The organism is Candidatus Goldiibacteriota bacterium HGW-Goldbacteria-1 (assembly GCA_002839855.1).
Lineage (GTDB): Bacteria > Oederibacteriota > PGYV01 > PGYV01 > PGYV01 > PGYV01.
The window spans coordinates 72,398-86,876 of the sequence record PGYV01000004.1 but is presented as its reverse complement, the minus strand read 5'-3'; the positions used below and the strand labels follow the sequence as shown (position 1 = coordinate 86,876).

Genomic DNA, 14,479 nt, shown 5'->3' with positions numbered 1-14,479 from the left:
AAACATACAGCGGAGGCAAAATGAAAGCACTTATTTTAATAGGCGGGGAAGGCACAAGGCTAAGGCCTTTGACGCTTAATACTTTAAAATGTATGGTTCCAATCGTAGATAAACATTTTTTTGAACACCAGTTTGGGCTCTTAAAAAAACACGGCATAAACGAAGTGATATTAAGCATATGCCATATGCCTGAAAAGATAAAAAAGGTTTTGGGTACGGGAAAAAAGTACGGTATGAAAATAAGGTATGCAGTTGAGAACTCGCCGCTTGGAACAGGCGGGGCTATAAAGAACGCGGAAAAGTACCTTGACGACACAACTGTCATATTAAACGGGGATATCCTTACTGATATTGATATTACAAAGATGGCGGCTTTTCACAAAAATAAAAAAGCTTTAGTAACAATAGCTCTTCGCCAGGTAAAGGACCCTACAGCGTACGGCCTTGTGGAAACTGACAAGGCGCAAAGGGTATTGAAGTTCCTGGAAAAACCAAACTGGGCTGAAAGCAAAAATAATAACTGGATTAATGCGGGTATTTACATATTTAATAAGAAAGCGCTGAACTATATGCCCTTTGGTACAAATTACTCTGTAGAGCGCCAGTTTTATCCGCAGATATTAAAGGCGGGGGAAAATGTATCTGCATACAAGGCGGATTTTTACTGGCTTGATATCGGCAGGCTGGATAAATACATGCAGGCCAATTTTGATGTGCTTGAAAAAAAGTTCATAGATCCTGCGGTAAAGTTTCCTAAGAACAATAAATGCAATATTTTTATCGGCAAAAGGGTAAAGAAAGACAAAAAAGCGTTTTTAAGGGGGCCTGTTTATATAGGCGATGATTGTGTTATCGGCAAAGCATCCATAAATCCGCTGTCAATAATCGGTAAAGATTGCTCTGTGGGCAATAACTCTATAATTGAAAACAGTATTATCTGGGAAGACACTTCAATAGAAGAAAATGTAATCATTAAGAATTGTATAATAGGAAAGCACTGCGTAATACTTTCAAATTCGGAATTAGACGGGGCTGTCATAGGTGATAATACTGTTATAACACATTACAGCAGGCTGGGGCAGAAAAATGGCTGAAATAAAATTTGGGACAGACGGCTGGCGCGCGAAAATTGCCGATGGATTTACTTATGAAAATCTGGCAAAAGTAACGGATGCGTTTGCCCTGTATACACTTAAGGAAGCAAAAAAACCTGTTGTGGCAGTGGGATATGACAACAGGTTTATGTCGGAAAATTACGCGTTTTTTACGGCGCAAAGGCTTGCAGGTTATGGTTTTAAGGTAAAACTTTTTGATAAAGCCGTCCATACCCCGCTGGTATCGTGGTCTGTCCGCAATTTTAAGATGGACGCCGGCATAATGATAACATCGTCGCATAATCCTTATACCTATAACGGATTTAAGATTAAAAACAGGTATGGCGCGGGGTTGTCCGGAGCCGAAACCGCAAGGGTGGAAAAACTTATAGGCAAGCGCCCGGCCGTAAAAAAAGGAAAGTTTGAAATGGTAAATTACGACGCGCATTATATTCAGGCGGTAAAGAACCTTATAGATATTTCCGCCATTAAAAAAAGCGGCATGAAGATAGTTCTGGACTGTATGTACGGTTCCGGCGCGGGGTACATGGAAGCGGCGCTTGACGGTTATAAAAAACTGACTGTGATAAATAATAGCAGAGACCCGCTTTTTGGCGGGATAAATCCGGAACCTATAAAGCAGAACCTTTTAAAACTGTGTGAAACCGTAAAGAAACTTAAAGCGGATATAGGCATTGCCATCGACGGCGACGGGGACAGAATGGCGCTTGTAAATGAAAAAGGCGAATTTATCACGTCACATAAAGTTCTGGTCTTTATGTTATTGCACCACGTAAAGTACAGAAAAATAAATTTCAATTTTGTAAAAACCATATCAGGTACTTTTCTGGTTAACAAACTGGCAAAAGAGTACGGGATAAAACTTACGGAAACGCCTGTGGGTTTTAAGTATATAGGCGAAAAAATGATAGAAGATAAAACAGTAATAGGCGGGGAGGAAAGCGGCGGGGTTGGTTTTGGGTATTTTCTGCCCGAGCGCGATGGTATTTTTGGAAACCTTACCATTCTGGAATTTCTTGCCAAAGAAGGCAAACGTATAGGCAAAGTACTGGAAGGCCTTGACAAAAAATACGGCGAATACAGGTATGACAGGGTGGATGTCACGTTTGACGAAAAAAAGAGAAAAAGCATACTGGCTAAAGCTGACGCGCTGGAAAAAACAGGGCGCATAGCAGGTAAGAAAATAGTTTCAGTAAGCCGCCTTGACGGCATCAAGTATATACTTGGGGATAACGAGTGGATTCTATTCCGTTTTTCCGGCACAGAGCCGCTGCTTAGAATCTACTCCGAAGGCCCTACGGATAAAGCCGTGCAGGCAAACCTTAAATTCGGGCTGAAGATAACGAAATAGTATTTAATGTTTGTTTTATATGTCTGGCAGCTGCGGGCTTCAGACATGGAGATTTAGATGGTGTTTTCTCGTTCTGGTAGCCGCGCCTTTTAAGGCGCGTTGTTTTGGAGGAATAGTTAAGGTAAGTCATTTCAAGACTGTTTTTAAACAGCAAAATCAGATATATCGAAAGATTAGTAGATTGTTTATATACTGCCATTGCAAATACAACTGCCGCGCCTTAAAAGGCGCGCCTACCATGGCAAATACCAATAACAAATCAAATGCCGCGGGCTAAAGACCCGCGTCTACCACACCTTTAATTTTGAAAAAAATTGATATCCTTCTTTTAACTACTTTAAATCCTGCAGCATCTGTTTTACACGCTCCTGGTCGGGGTTTATTTTCAGGGATTTGTCAAAGTACTCTTTTGCTTTGGCTGTTTTGGACAGCTTTATATAAGTAAGGGCAAGGTTGTTTAATGTGTTGAAATTCGCGGGTTCTTTTTTCAGCGCCGCTTCAAACTGGGGTATGGCTTTATTGTAATCTGCGTTTATGGAATGTATAAGCCCCAGGTGAAAATTAGAACGCGCAAGGGCGGGATTTTTTTCAAGGTCATTTTGGAAGTAGGGAGCAGCCTCTTTAAACTTTTTGTCTTTCATCAGCTTCATGCCGTCATTAAAAAACGCGTCGCGCGCGCTGTCCATTGCTTTTTTCATGGATTCCTGCATCATCTGTTCTTTTGCTTTGTTTAGAAACATCATCGCGTTGAAATTATTTGGTTCAAGTTTTATAACCTTTTCGAACATCTCTGCCGCTTCCCTGTATTTGCCCATATTGCCGTAGATGCTTCCAAGGTTAGACATAAGCTCTGTATTATAAGGCTGCAGTTTAAGCGCCTTTTTTACCAGCTGCTCCGCCACAGGGAAATTTGAAAGGGGAGGGGTGGTAATTATAATTGCCATATTGCCTATTACCGGCACCGCGTCGTATCCAATATCAATCGCCCTGCCTGCGGCGTAATTAAAAAGATCCTCGTTATTTTCGGACAGGTACATCTCCGCCAGCCTGTACCAGTAAATGCCGGCCACTTCACGTTGTTCAAATTCGTGATAAATTTTATCATCATAAAGTATATTTTTAAGGGGCATAAGTTTCCAGGGCAGATTGCTTGAATAGGCAAAATCAGGGGTTATTTTATATGACAATCCGTTTAAACTTTCGTTAAGCACCGGGGCTCCAAGCTTGGTGGTTGAATAAATGTCACTTTTATTCTGCTCAAAAGCGGTAAGGATATTTGTCACCACTTTTAAAGAGCCTGTTTTTACCCTTAAATTATCAATGTCCCTGAATATGGTGTTTACGCTGTCATATACGGTAATGTCCTTGTATTTATTAAGGACAAACTTGGCGTAAGTAAGCGGAAATATTTGGTTGTCGCCGTTTGAAAAAAGATTTGCTTTTTTTGGCATTCCCATCAGCAGGTCGCCGGGGTAATTGACAGCCATATAATTTAAAGAACGGTCATTTTCATGGTAATTTTTTATTATTGCCAACGGCAATGCAATTATTATCGCGGCGGGGAAGATTAAAGCCTGAAGTTTTATTGACGGTATCCTGTTTTTAAGGGTGTAAAGCCCGTATGTTCCAAGAATTAATAATGCGGCGTATGAAGGGATAAAGTATCTGAAAGCCAGCTGCAGGTCGTGAAAAGCTCCGTAAAAAGCCAGAAGCAGTATGTTGGAAAGAAAGATAATAATGAAAAGCCAGAAGTGCTTAAACTTTGATATTCCCGCGGCTATTGTACCTGTAAGAAGAAGCGCCATCCCCGGAATTGAAAATTCCCTTAACAGGGTTTTTCCCGCGTATCCAAGAAATGTGATGTACCCTAAAAGGTCGCGCGTGAACATTTTTCCGCTGTAGTCTTTCTGTGAAAAGTATCCAAAAAAGTCAGCCAGGCGGGTAAAGGTTTTCCAGCTTAAGACGGTATCTGACAGCCCGCGGATAAAGATGTAAAGATAAACAGAGGCGCCCGCGGCCATAAAAAATATTATTGCAGGTATTTTTTTCAGTAAGTTTTTACGTTCGGATATAATTATAGACAGCCATAATAGTGCTGAAAATATAATAAAAGAAAGGTGCAGCCCGGCGCCAAGGCCGGTGATAAAACCCAGCAGAACAAGGTATTTAAATCTGCCGTTTTCCATTGAATACTTTAAAAAACTGCCAAGTGCCGCAAGGCAGAAAAAGGCGTTTAAGGAGTATATTCTTGCAATGCCTGACTGTGACCACAGCGTATATGAAAACATAAAAAGCAGCGCGGCAAAAACAGCTGCCATGTGTTTTAATTTTCTGTCTTCTGCATTTCTTAAAACCAGAAGCACGCAGTGATATAAAAGCACAATTGAAGCCGCGGCAAAGACGGCGGACATCAGGTTCATCCTGAAAGCGGGGTTGGCAATTGGTATATATAAAAACAGTTTTGATAAAAGTATGTATAACGGAAACCCGGTAGGGTGCGGGATGCCAAGGGTGTACGCCATTGCTATTAACTCTCCGCTGTCCCCGAAATACACGCCGGGGCACAGGGTTTTAAGGTAAAGGAAAAAAGATGACAAAAACAGAAGCGCCGGAATTAATGATGCGGCAATAGCGTTCATTTTTTTATGTCAATCCTTTCTATTAAAGTTGTCTTTCCGTTGGTTTCATCTATTGAAAGAACCACGCCGTTAAAGTGCACGTCTGTTTCGGATATTTCAAACCTGGCGGGCATGCCTGTTAAAAATTTTTCTATTATGATTTCTTTTTTGACGCCTATGACGGAATCCATAGACCCTGTCATTCCGGCGTCCGTGATAAAACCTGTGCCGTAGCTTAAGATTCTTTCGTCGGCGGTCTGCACGTGCGTATGCGTGCCAAGGACAGCTGAAACCCTGCCGTCCAGAAAGAAGGCCAGCGCCTGTTTTTCTGAAGTGGCTTCGGCGTGAATGTCTATTATTGCAATGCGCGTGTCTTTTTTAACTTCGGCTAAAGCTTTTTCCGCGGCCCTGAAAGGGCAGTCTGCCGGATGCATATAGACGCGCCCGATCATGGAAATAACGCCTATTTTTATGTTCTTATTATTTCTTTTACATTCATATACGCCGCAGCCGACTCCGGGATTTCCCGGTGGAAGGTTGTAAGGCCTTAAAAGGGCGGGTTCCATATCCATCAGCGGGATAATGTCGCGTTTGTCCCAGATGTGGTTTCCGGTGGTTATAACGTCAATGCCCATTGCCATAAGTTTTTTGAATACGTCGGGGGTGATGCCGAATCCGGCAGCGGAATTTTCGCCGTTGGCTATTACAAAATCAATCTGTTTTTCTTTTATCAAACCCGGAAGAAGCTGTTCTACAGCGTCCCTGCCGGGCCTTCCGTTAATGTCGCCGATGAACAGAACATTTACCATTTGCTTTACCTCTTGCTTTTTATGTACCGGCGCCGTTTTTACACGGCGCCGGTACGTTTATTAATTATTTATTTTGCGTATTCCACGGCCCTTACTTCGCGGATTACAGTTACCTTAATCTGGCCGGGGTATTCAAGTTCTTCTTCTATCTTTTTGGCTATTTCTTTGGAAAGCATGAATGACCTGTTGTCGTCAATCTTATCCGCTTCCACCATAATTCTTATTTCGCGGCCTGCCTGTATGGCAAATGTTCTCTGAACGCCCTCAAAAGCGGATGCAATCTTTTCAAGGTTCTCAAGGCGTTTTACGTAATTTTCCAAAGTCTCGCGCCTTGCTCCCGGCCTTGCGGCGGATATTCCGTCAGCTGCCTGTACAAGCACGGCTTCTATTGTTTTTGGTTCAATGTCATTATGGTGGGCTGCTATCGCGTGAAGTACGGCTTCTGATTCGCCGTATTTTCTTGCGGCATCAACGCCAAGCGCAACGTGGCTGCCCTGTATTTCATGGTCAATCGCTTTGCCGATATCGTGAAGAAGCGCGGCGCGCCTTGAAAGGGTGGGGTCAATTCCAAGTTCTGACGCAAGTATGGAAGTGATGTAAGCCATTTCAACGGAGTGTTTTAATACGTTCTGGCCGTAGCTTGTCCTGTACTGAAGTTTACCCAGAAGCTTGATAATTTCCGGATGAATGTTGGGAATTCCCACATCCATAGCGGCCTGTTCGCCGATTTCTTTAAGGCGCTGGTCCATTTCCTGTTTTGTTTTCTCGACAACTTCTTCAATTCTTCCCGGGTGTATTCTGCCGTCCTGGATAAGTTTCTGAAGTGCAAGTTTTGCTATCTCTCTTCTTACCGGATCAAACGCTGAAATTGTAACAGCCTCGGGAGTGTCATCAATGATAAAGTCAACGCCTGTGGCTGTTTCAAGGGTCTTAATGTTTCTTCCTTCGCGGCCGATGATGCGGCCTTTCATGTCATCGCTTGGAAGGGGGACAACAGACACGCTGATTTCCGAAGTGTGGTCAGCGGCGATGCGCTGTACGGCTATTGAAACTATGTCGCGGGCTTTCTTTTCCGCAGTTTCTTTTGTCTCTTCTTCAAGGCGCCTTAACATTAAAAGCGATTCCTGTTTGGCAGCGTCCATCATGGAACGGATAAGTTCCTGTTTGGCGGATTCCGCTGATAAGCCGGAAATGTTTTCAAGTTTCTTACGCTGTTCGCCTATTACGGCATCAAGTTCCTGGTCGCGTGTTGAAAGTTTCTTTTCCAGGTCGGTTAAGGATTTTTCTTTGACGGACAGGTCTTTTTCTTTTTTGTCAATTATTTCCATTTTCTTGTCCAGATTTTCTTCCCTCTGGCGCACCTTTTTTTCCACGTTGGCTATTTCTGTTTTTGTTTCGCGGGTTTTCGCGTCAAAGTCAGCCTGTGCTTTTAAAATGGTGTCTTTGGATTCAAGTTCCGCTTCTTTCTTGATGGAACCCGCTTCTTTCTTGGCCCCTTCCACTATCTGTTCAGCGTACTTCTTGGCGCTTGAAATCTGGCCTTCCGCGAAAATTTTTCGTCCAAAAAAGCCTGCTGCCACGCCCACAATAAGGGCGAGTATTGCTACAATTAAATACTCCATTTCCTAAACCTCCTCCAAAAATTGTCCAATGTTTGTTTTAATCCTTAATAATATAAGGATTCCGTTTTTGCGCGGAGGAGAAAAAAGAGTTTTTTGGAGAGAAAAATTGCGTGAAAAAAAATATTAAACGGTTCCTGCCCCTTGATTATATAAAAAGGGAAGGACGCCACCGATAACCGGTAATGTGTTATTACCTATATTTTCGGATTTTTTAATATATTTTATCAACATTATTCTTTTCTCTCCGCCGCACAAAATTAACCCCGCCAATCGCCGTGAGAAGCCGGATTTTGGGCCCTGTCAACAGGTGGGTGCCAACATCTGTGCTTCCGGCTTCCCCTTGCGGGGCGTGCACTTGGCACAAATAAAAGGCTCCCTAGTTTAAAGGCGTTGGACCAAAATTAATGACCTCAACACGAACGCAGCAGGGTATATTTAATCAGTCTATACTGTCTCAAAAAGCAACGTTTATCGTGTGGGTAATAATAACAATTATGGCGGGATTAGTCAATTGAAAAAGTTTAGCCAAAAAGCCGCCGGCCGGCTATGATGCTGTGTAAATCGGGTATTATCAGCCCTTATATTATAAGGAAAAGGGATTTAAGGCGGCCTTAAAGCCATTGAAATTTAATCCTTCATTATGATATACTTATATTCTACATTTCCCTTATTATATTGGAGGAAAATATGTTTCACGCGACAACGATACTTTGTGTCAGGAAAAACGGAAAGACGGTCATAGGCGGCGACGGGCAGGTGACAATGGGCAATACTATAATGAAGCAGAGCGCCAAAAAAGTCCGCACCATTGAAGGAAAGAATAAAATAATCGCGGGTTTTGCGGGTTCGGTCGCGGACGCATTCACCCTTTTTGACAGGTTTGAAGCGAAATTAAAGGAACATAACTGGCTGCTTCAAAGGGCGGCCGTGGAACTTGCCAAAGACTGGCGCACGGATAAGATGTTAAAGCAGCTTGACGCGCTTTTAATAGTGGCAGACAGCGAAAAGACATATGTTGTATCCGGCAACGGCGAAGTAATAGAGCCTGAAGACGGAATTACGGCAATCGGCTCCGGCGGCACATACGCGCTTGCCGCGGCGCGCGCGATGAGCAGGTTTACGGATAAGTCCGCGCGTGAAATTGTGGCTGAATCAATGAAGATTGCTTCGGAAATCTGTATTTACACAAACGATAACATCACAATAGAAGAACTATAGGGGCATATGATGGCAAAAGAATTTACACCAAAAGAGATAGTTGAACAGCTTGATAAATATATTATAGGGCAGGATAATGCAAAAAAAGCCGTGGCAGTCGCGCTGCGCAACAGGATAAGGCGTCAGAAACTTCCGGCTGATATGCAGGAAGAAGTGACGCCGAAAAATATTCTGATGATAGGGCCCACCGGCGTGGGTAAGACAGAAATTGCGCGCAGGCTTGCAAAACTTGTACGCGCGCCTTTCATAAAAGTGGAAGCGTCAAAGTTTACCGAAGTGGGCTATGTGGGCCGTGACGTGGAATCAATTGTAAAAGACATTATGCAGGCGGGCGTTAATATGGTGCGCGATGACCATATGGCTATGGTAAAAGTAAAAGCCGAAGGCCTTGTGGAAGACAGGCTGCTGGACCTTTTAGTGCCGCCGGTAAGGCAGCAGAAAAAATCAATGATGACCGAAGAAGAAATAGAGCAGCAGAAGCAGGAAACCGAAAGGTTTAAGGATACAAGGGAAAAATTCAGGCAGCAGTTAAAACGCGGCGAGATGGAAGATAAATATGTGGAAATAAATACAAGGCCCAGGCAGGCGCCCATGTTTGAAATAATGTCGGGGCAGTCAATGGAAGATATTGGAATGGGGCTTCAGGACATGATGGAAAATCTGGGCGGCGCCAAGGTTAAAAAGAAAAAAGTGACAATACGCGAAGCCAGGGCGATTATACTGGAAGAAGAAACCGCAAAGCTTGTGGATATGGACAAGGTGACAAAAGAAGCGCTTGAACTTGTGCAAGGAAACGGCATTGTTTTCATTGATGAACTTGATAAGATTGCAAGCAGTAATGCCCATGGAAGCGGCGTTGATGTATCACGCGAAGGCGTGCAGCGCGATATCCTTCCGATAGTGGAAGGCACAACTGTCATGACAAAATACGGAACGGTAAGGACAGACCACATATTGTTTATTGCGGCGGGCGCGTTTCATGTTTCCAAACCGTCAGATTTAATACCGGAATTGCAGGGCAGGTTTCCGATACGGGTGGAACTTAGCAGCCTGACGCAGAACGATTTTGAGCGAATATTAAAAGAACCGGAGAATTCGCTGATAAAACAGTATTCGGCGCTGCTTGAAACAGATGACGTGAAACTTGATTTTGACGACGGCTCAATAACAGCTTTGGCACAGCTTGCGTTTGAAGTAAACGAGACCACGGAAAATATAGGCGCAAGAAGGCTGCATACTATAATAGAAAAGGTGCTTGAAGACGTGCTGTTTGACGCGCCTTACGGTAAAAAAGAAAAACGCCTTGTCACAAAGGACTGGGTGGAAGGCAAGCTGAAAGATATGGTGAAGGACAGGGATTTAAGTAAGTACATTCTTTAAGGCAGAGGCTTGGATGGTTGGAGGCTTAGAGGCTTGGAAGGTAGAACGGTTGACAACAAGGAGCAAAAAAATGGTAAACGCTATTGAAAAGGCACGGGTACTTACAGAGGCGCTTCCGTATATCAAAAAATTTACGGGCGCGACGTTTGTTATAAAATACGGCGGCAGCGCCATGGCGGAAGAAAAGTTTAAAAACTTCTTCATGGAAGATGTGGCCCTGCTTAATTACGTAGGCGTGCGTACGGTTTTGGTGCACGGCGGCGGCGATGAAATTTCCGCAATGGCAAAAAAACTTGGCAAAGAAGCGGTCTTTGTGCAGGGGCACAGGGTAACGGATAAAGAGATGCTTGATATCGCGTCCATGGTGCTTATCGGGAAAGTAAATAAAGATATAGTCCGCAGCTTAAACCTTCACAACCTTAACGCCATTGGTTTGTCCGGCAAAGACGGCAACCTGCTTATAGCAAAGAAAAAAAAGGAAGGTAAAGTGGATATAGGTTTTGTGGGCGAAGTGACAAAAGTAAACACCGGCCTTTTGGACACGCTTGAAGAAAAAGGGTACCTGCCGGTAATAGCGCCTATAGGCACGGACGCGCAGGGCAACGGTTATAACATAAACGCGGATTTAGCGGCGGCAGAAGTGGCAAAGGCGCTGAAAGCCGACAAACTTATTTATATTACGGATACTGACGGCGTTAAAATTAACGGCAAATATGTGGCTACGCTGCGCGCCGGTGACATTGCGAAAAATATAAAAAATAAACAGATAACAGGCGGCATGATTCCCAAACTTAATTCCGCGAAAGAAACAGTGGCAGCGGGCGTTAAAAAAGTGCACATAATAAACGGTACAAAAGAACATTCTATGCTTCTTGAAATATTCACCAAGGAGGGGACAGGCACGGAAATAGTTAAATAAGTGCCGGATAAAAATATGAATAACAAATTAAAAGCTGACGATAAAAAATACATAGGCAATACTTTCAAGCGCTACGACGCGGTCTTCGCAAAGGGGAAAGGCGCGGAAATTACAGATACTGCCGGGAAAAAGTATATAGACCTTCTGGCGGGTGTTGCTGTAAACCTGCTTGGCTATAATAATCCCGTGGTCAACGCCGCCATGACAGCGCAGATAAAAAAGTACACTCACACTTCCAACTGGTTTTACAGCGAAAATCAGATTAAACTGGCGGAACTGCTTGTAAAAAATTCTTTCGGCAGCAAGGTCTTTTACGTAAACTCCGGCGCGGAAGCCACAGAAGTGGCAATTAAGATTGTCCGCAAGTGGGGAATGCTGCATAAAAACGGCGCTTATAAAGTTATAACAATGCGCAACAGTTTTCACGGCAGGACAATCGCGGCCCTTACGGCAACAGCGCAGGAAAAATTCCACAAATATTTAAAGCCGCTTCCCGAAGGGTTTATGTACGCGGACTTTAATAATATTTCTTCCGTGGAAAAACTTATAGATGACAAGACCGCCGCTGTCCTGGTAGAACCCATTCAGGCGGAAGGCGGCGTATTGTTTCCTGATAAAAACTATTTTAAGGAATTAAAAGCGCTGTGCGAAAAAAAGAATGTCCTTTTAATCGCGGATGAAGTGCAGACAGGGCTTGGCCGCACGGGAAAACTTTTTGCGTATCAGAACTTTGGGTTTGAACCCGATATGATGACCCTTGGAAAAGGTTTAGGCGGCGGGCTTCCGCTGTCAGCTGTTATAATTTCTGAAAAACTTGAAGATGTCTATACAGTGGGCGACCACGGCACAACAATGGGCGGAAATCCCGTGGCGTGCGCGGCAGGTTATGCGGTATTGAAACAGGTAAACACAAAATCAATGTTAAAAATGGCGCTGACAAAGGGCAATAAGTTAATGAAAGATTTAAAGAAACTTAATAACCCTGTAATTAAGGATATAAGAGGAATGGGGCTTATTATAGGTGTTGAACTTACAGGCGATAACGCGAATGAAGCCGCGGCAAGGGCGTTTAAACAGGGAGTTATCATTAACGCGTGCAAGCCAAATGTTTTAAGGCTTGTGCCGCCTTTGATAATAACGCAAAAGCAGGCTGATAAAGCCGTAAAGGTAATCAACCGGTCGCTTGCATGATATGTTTTTAAAGAAGAAAGAAAATATCCGGAGGTAATAATGATTAACAAACTTTCAAAAAAAGACCTGCTGACGCTTGATGAATACACAAAGGATGAAATTTCTCTTATACTTTCAGTATCAGAGAATATCAGGGAAAAGCAGAAAAGCGGAGAGATGTTTGTCCCCCTTCTTGGAAAAGCGCTGGGAATGATTTTCAGAAAAAGTTCCACGCGCACAAGGGTCTCTTTTGAAATCGGGATGTTTCAGCTTGGCGGCGCGGCGCTGTACTTAAGCCCAAGCGAACTTCAGCTTGGACGCGGCGAAACAGTGGCGGATACCGCAAGGGTTTTATCGCGCTATCTGGACGGCATAATGATAAGGACGTATGACCACAGCGAAGTGGAAGAACTTGCGGCAAACGCGACCATACCGGTTATAAACGGGCTTACTGATTTTACGCATCCCTGCCAGATACTGGCGGACATACTTACCATAAAAGATAAGAAGAAAGTATTAAAGGGAATTACAGTTGCCTACGTGGGCGATGCCAATAACGTCTGCAATTCATGGATGTTTGGAGCGCCCAAAGCGGATTTAAATTTAAGGGTGGCTTCCCCAAAAGGGTACGAACCGGACCCGGCAGTGTTTGCCAGGGCAAAAAAATCCGCAGCTGATAACGGGACAGATCTTATATTTACAAATGACCCGCGCGCGGCTGTTGAAAACGCGGACGTAATTTACACCGATGTCTGGACAAGCATGGGGCAGGAAGAGGAATCGGAAAAAAGAAAAAAAGACTTTACCGGGTTTCAGATAAATTCGGAACTTGTAAGGCTTGCAAAAAAAGACGCTATTGTAATGCACTGCCTGCCAGCGCACAGGGGCGAAGAAATATCGGCAGAGGTTATAGACGGGCCCCAGTCGGTGGTTTTTGATGAAGCGGAAAACAGGCTGCACGTGCAAAAAGGCGTAATGGCTCTGCTGATGGGAAATAAATAAAACCGCCCCAAAATGGCGGCTTATAAAACTAAAAAGCGAGGAAAAGAAAATGGCAAAGAAAGTAAATAAGGTTGTACTTGCGTATTCGGGCGGGCTTGACACATCCGTAATCGTGCCGTGGTTAAAAGAAACATACGGCTGTAAAGTAATAGCGTGCGTGGTGGACGTGGGCCAGAAGGATGATTTTAAAGCCACGGAAAAAAAGGCCATAGCCAGCGGCGCGGATAAAGTGTACGTGCTTGATAAAAAAGAAGAATTCATGAAAGAATACGTGTTCCCTATGATAAAGTCAGGCGGGGTTTATGAAGGCAAATATCTGCTGGGCACATCCATTGCCAGGCCGATAATCGCCAAGGCGCAGGTGGAAATAGCATTAAAAGAAGGGGCGGACGCGGTATCACACGGCGCCACAGGCAAGGGAAATGACCAGGTGCGTTTTGAACTTACGTATAAAGCGCTTGCGCCGCAGCTTACTATTATAGCCGCGTGGAAAGATGACAACTGGACAATCCGTTCAAGGTCAGAGGCCATTGATTACGCCAAAGCGCACGGAGTGCCGGTACCTGTCACAAAAAAGAAACCATATTCGGAAGACGATAATTTATGGCATATCTCGCACGAAGGCGGAATACTTGAAGACCCGGCTAAAGAGTGTCCGGAAGAAGTGTTAAGCAGGATATCCACAATTAAAAACGCGGCAGAGACGCCGCAGTATGTCACAATTAATTTTGTGAAAGGGATTCCTGTCGGGATTAACGGCAAAAAAATGGAGCCCGTTGCGCTTATCACAAAATTAAACGAACTTGGCGGAAAGCACGGCATAGGGTTTGTGGACATGGTTGAAAACAGGCTTGTAGGCATTAAGTCAAGGGGAGTATATGAAACACCCGGCGGAACGCTTTTATTTGCCGCGCATAAAGAACTGGAAGAAATTACGCTGGACAGGGACACCGCGCACTATAAACAGCAGCTGGAACTTAAATTCACGGAACTGATATATAATGGAATGTGGTTCGCGCCTTTAAGGGAAGCCATCTCCGCTTTTATTGACAAGACACAGGAAACGGTGACCGGCGACGTAAAGCTTAAACTTTTTAAAGGCCACGTAATACCGGCGGGCAAGACATCGCCTAACAGCCTGTATTCAATGGCTTACGCGACATTTGAAGAAGACGAAGTTTATTCTCAGAAAGACGCCAAAGGGTTCATTAACCTTTACGGATTGCAGCTTAAGATTTTCAACCAGATAAACAGGAAGAAAAAATAAATATATTT

The 14,479-nt window shown here is 43.9% G+C and carries 11 protein-coding genes and 1 other RNA gene; 8 read left to right on the top strand and 4 right to left on the bottom strand.

Annotated features, from left to right (window positions below; all coding sequences use genetic code 11):
- Positions 1-20 precede the first annotated feature (20 nt).
- Together CVV21_04145 and CVV21_04140 are read left to right on the top strand one after the other, a co-directional pair.
- A complete protein-coding gene (locus CVV21_04145; protein ID PKL91947.1) occupies positions 21-1,094 on the top strand; it encodes a nucleotidyltransferase in 1,074 nt (357 codons plus the stop codon).
- The gene (locus tag CVV21_04140; GenBank protein PKL91946.1) at positions 1,087-2,466 is read left to right on the top strand and encodes a hypothetical protein; all 1,380 of its coding nucleotides are present in this window, start codon (positions 1,087-1,089) and stop codon (positions 2,464-2,466) included. Before CVV21_04145 ends, CVV21_04140 begins: the two co-directional genes overlap by 8 nt.
- A gap of 332 nt (positions 2,467-2,798) precedes the next feature.
- Here the strand turns inward: CVV21_04140 and CVV21_04135 are convergent, their stop codons facing one another.
- The 4 genes from CVV21_04135 to ssrS all read right to left on the bottom strand — a co-directional run bounded on the left by CVV21_04135 (position 2,799) and on the right by ssrS (position 7,949).
- The gene (locus CVV21_04135; protein ID PKL91945.1) at positions 2,799-5,105 is read right to left on the bottom strand and encodes a hypothetical protein; all 2,307 of its coding nucleotides are present in this window, start codon (positions 5,103-5,105) and stop codon (positions 2,799-2,801) included.
- Positions 5,102-5,893, bottom strand: coding sequence for a TIGR00282 family metallophosphoesterase (locus CVV21_04130; GenBank protein ID PKL91944.1), 792 nt, complete (start codon positions 5,891-5,893; stop codon positions 5,102-5,104). Before CVV21_04130 ends, CVV21_04135 begins: the two co-directional genes overlap by 4 nt.
- A gap of 68 nt (positions 5,894-5,961) precedes the next feature.
- On the bottom strand, positions 5,962-7,515 hold the full coding sequence (rny, locus tag CVV21_04125) for a ribonuclease Y (protein ID PKL91943.1): 1,554 nt from the start codon (positions 7,513-7,515) through the stop codon (positions 5,962-5,964).
- 256 nt (positions 7,516-7,771) lie between these two features.
- A non-coding RNA gene (gene ssrS, locus CVV21_04120) (6S RNA) lies at positions 7,772-7,949 on the bottom strand.
- 253 nt (positions 7,950-8,202) lie between these two features.
- On the opposite strand from ssrS, the gene CVV21_04115 reads away from it, so the two are divergent.
- From CVV21_04115 to CVV21_04090, 6 genes are all read left to right on the top strand, one after another.
- Complete coding sequence (locus tag CVV21_04115) at positions 8,203-8,733, top strand: HslU--HslV peptidase proteolytic subunit (GenBank protein ID PKL91942.1); 531 nt, start codon at positions 8,203-8,205, stop codon at positions 8,731-8,733.
- A gap of 9 nt (positions 8,734-8,742) precedes the next feature.
- Positions 8,743-10,113, top strand: a complete 1,371-nt coding sequence (locus CVV21_04110) for an HslU--HslV peptidase ATPase subunit (protein ID PKL91941.1) — start codon at positions 8,743-8,745, stop codon at positions 10,111-10,113.
- A gap of 70 nt (positions 10,114-10,183) precedes the next feature.
- Entirely contained in the window at positions 10,184-11,032 is an 849-nt protein-coding gene (gene argB / locus CVV21_04105; protein PKL91940.1) for an acetylglutamate kinase, read from the top strand.
- On the top strand, positions 11,033-12,223 hold the full coding sequence (locus CVV21_04100; GenBank protein PKL91939.1) for an aspartate aminotransferase family protein: 1,191 nt from the start codon (positions 11,033-11,035) through the stop codon (positions 12,221-12,223). It abuts the gene before it with no gap.
- A 39-nt stretch (positions 12,224-12,262) separates the two neighbouring features.
- Positions 12,263-13,204, top strand: a complete 942-nt coding sequence (gene argF, locus CVV21_04095) for an ornithine carbamoyltransferase (GenBank protein PKL91938.1) — start codon at positions 12,263-12,265, stop codon at positions 13,202-13,204.
- Between the two features lie 49 nt (positions 13,205-13,253).
- Positions 13,254-14,471: an argininosuccinate synthase gene (locus CVV21_04090; GenBank protein ID PKL91937.1), complete on the top strand. Its 1,218-nt coding sequence runs from the start codon at positions 13,254-13,256 to the stop codon at positions 14,469-14,471.
- Positions 14,472-14,479 lie beyond the last annotated feature (8 nt).

Coding starts and splice junctions, on each gene's coding strand:
- rny (PKL91943.1), bottom strand. CDS start 7,515: ATGGAGTATTTAATTGTAGCAATACTCGCCCTTATTGTGGGCGTGGCA.
- CVV21_04140 (PKL91946.1), top strand. CDS start 1,087: ATGGCTGAAATAAAATTTGGGACAGACGGCTGGCGCGCGAAAATTGCC.
- CVV21_04090 (PKL91937.1), top strand. CDS start 13,254: ATGGCAAAGAAAGTAAATAAGGTTGTACTTGCGTATTCGGGCGGGCTT.
- argF (PKL91938.1), top strand. CDS start 12,263: ATGATTAACAAACTTTCAAAAAAAGACCTGCTGACGCTTGATGAATAC.
- CVV21_04145 (PKL91947.1), top strand. CDS start 21: ATGAAAGCACTTATTTTAATAGGCGGGGAAGGCACAAGGCTAAGGCCT.
- CVV21_04110 (PKL91941.1), top strand. CDS start 8,743: ATGGCAAAAGAATTTACACCAAAAGAGATAGTTGAACAGCTTGATAAA.
- CVV21_04130 (PKL91944.1), bottom strand. CDS start 5,893: ATGGTAAATGTTCTGTTCATCGGCGACATTAACGGAAGGCCCGGCAGG.
- CVV21_04115 (PKL91942.1), top strand. CDS start 8,203: ATGTTTCACGCGACAACGATACTTTGTGTCAGGAAAAACGGAAAGACG.
- argB (PKL91940.1), top strand. CDS start 10,184: ATGGTAAACGCTATTGAAAAGGCACGGGTACTTACAGAGGCGCTTCCG.
- CVV21_04135 (PKL91945.1), bottom strand. CDS start 5,105: ATGAACGCTATTGCCGCATCATTAATTCCGGCGCTTCTGTTTTTGTCA.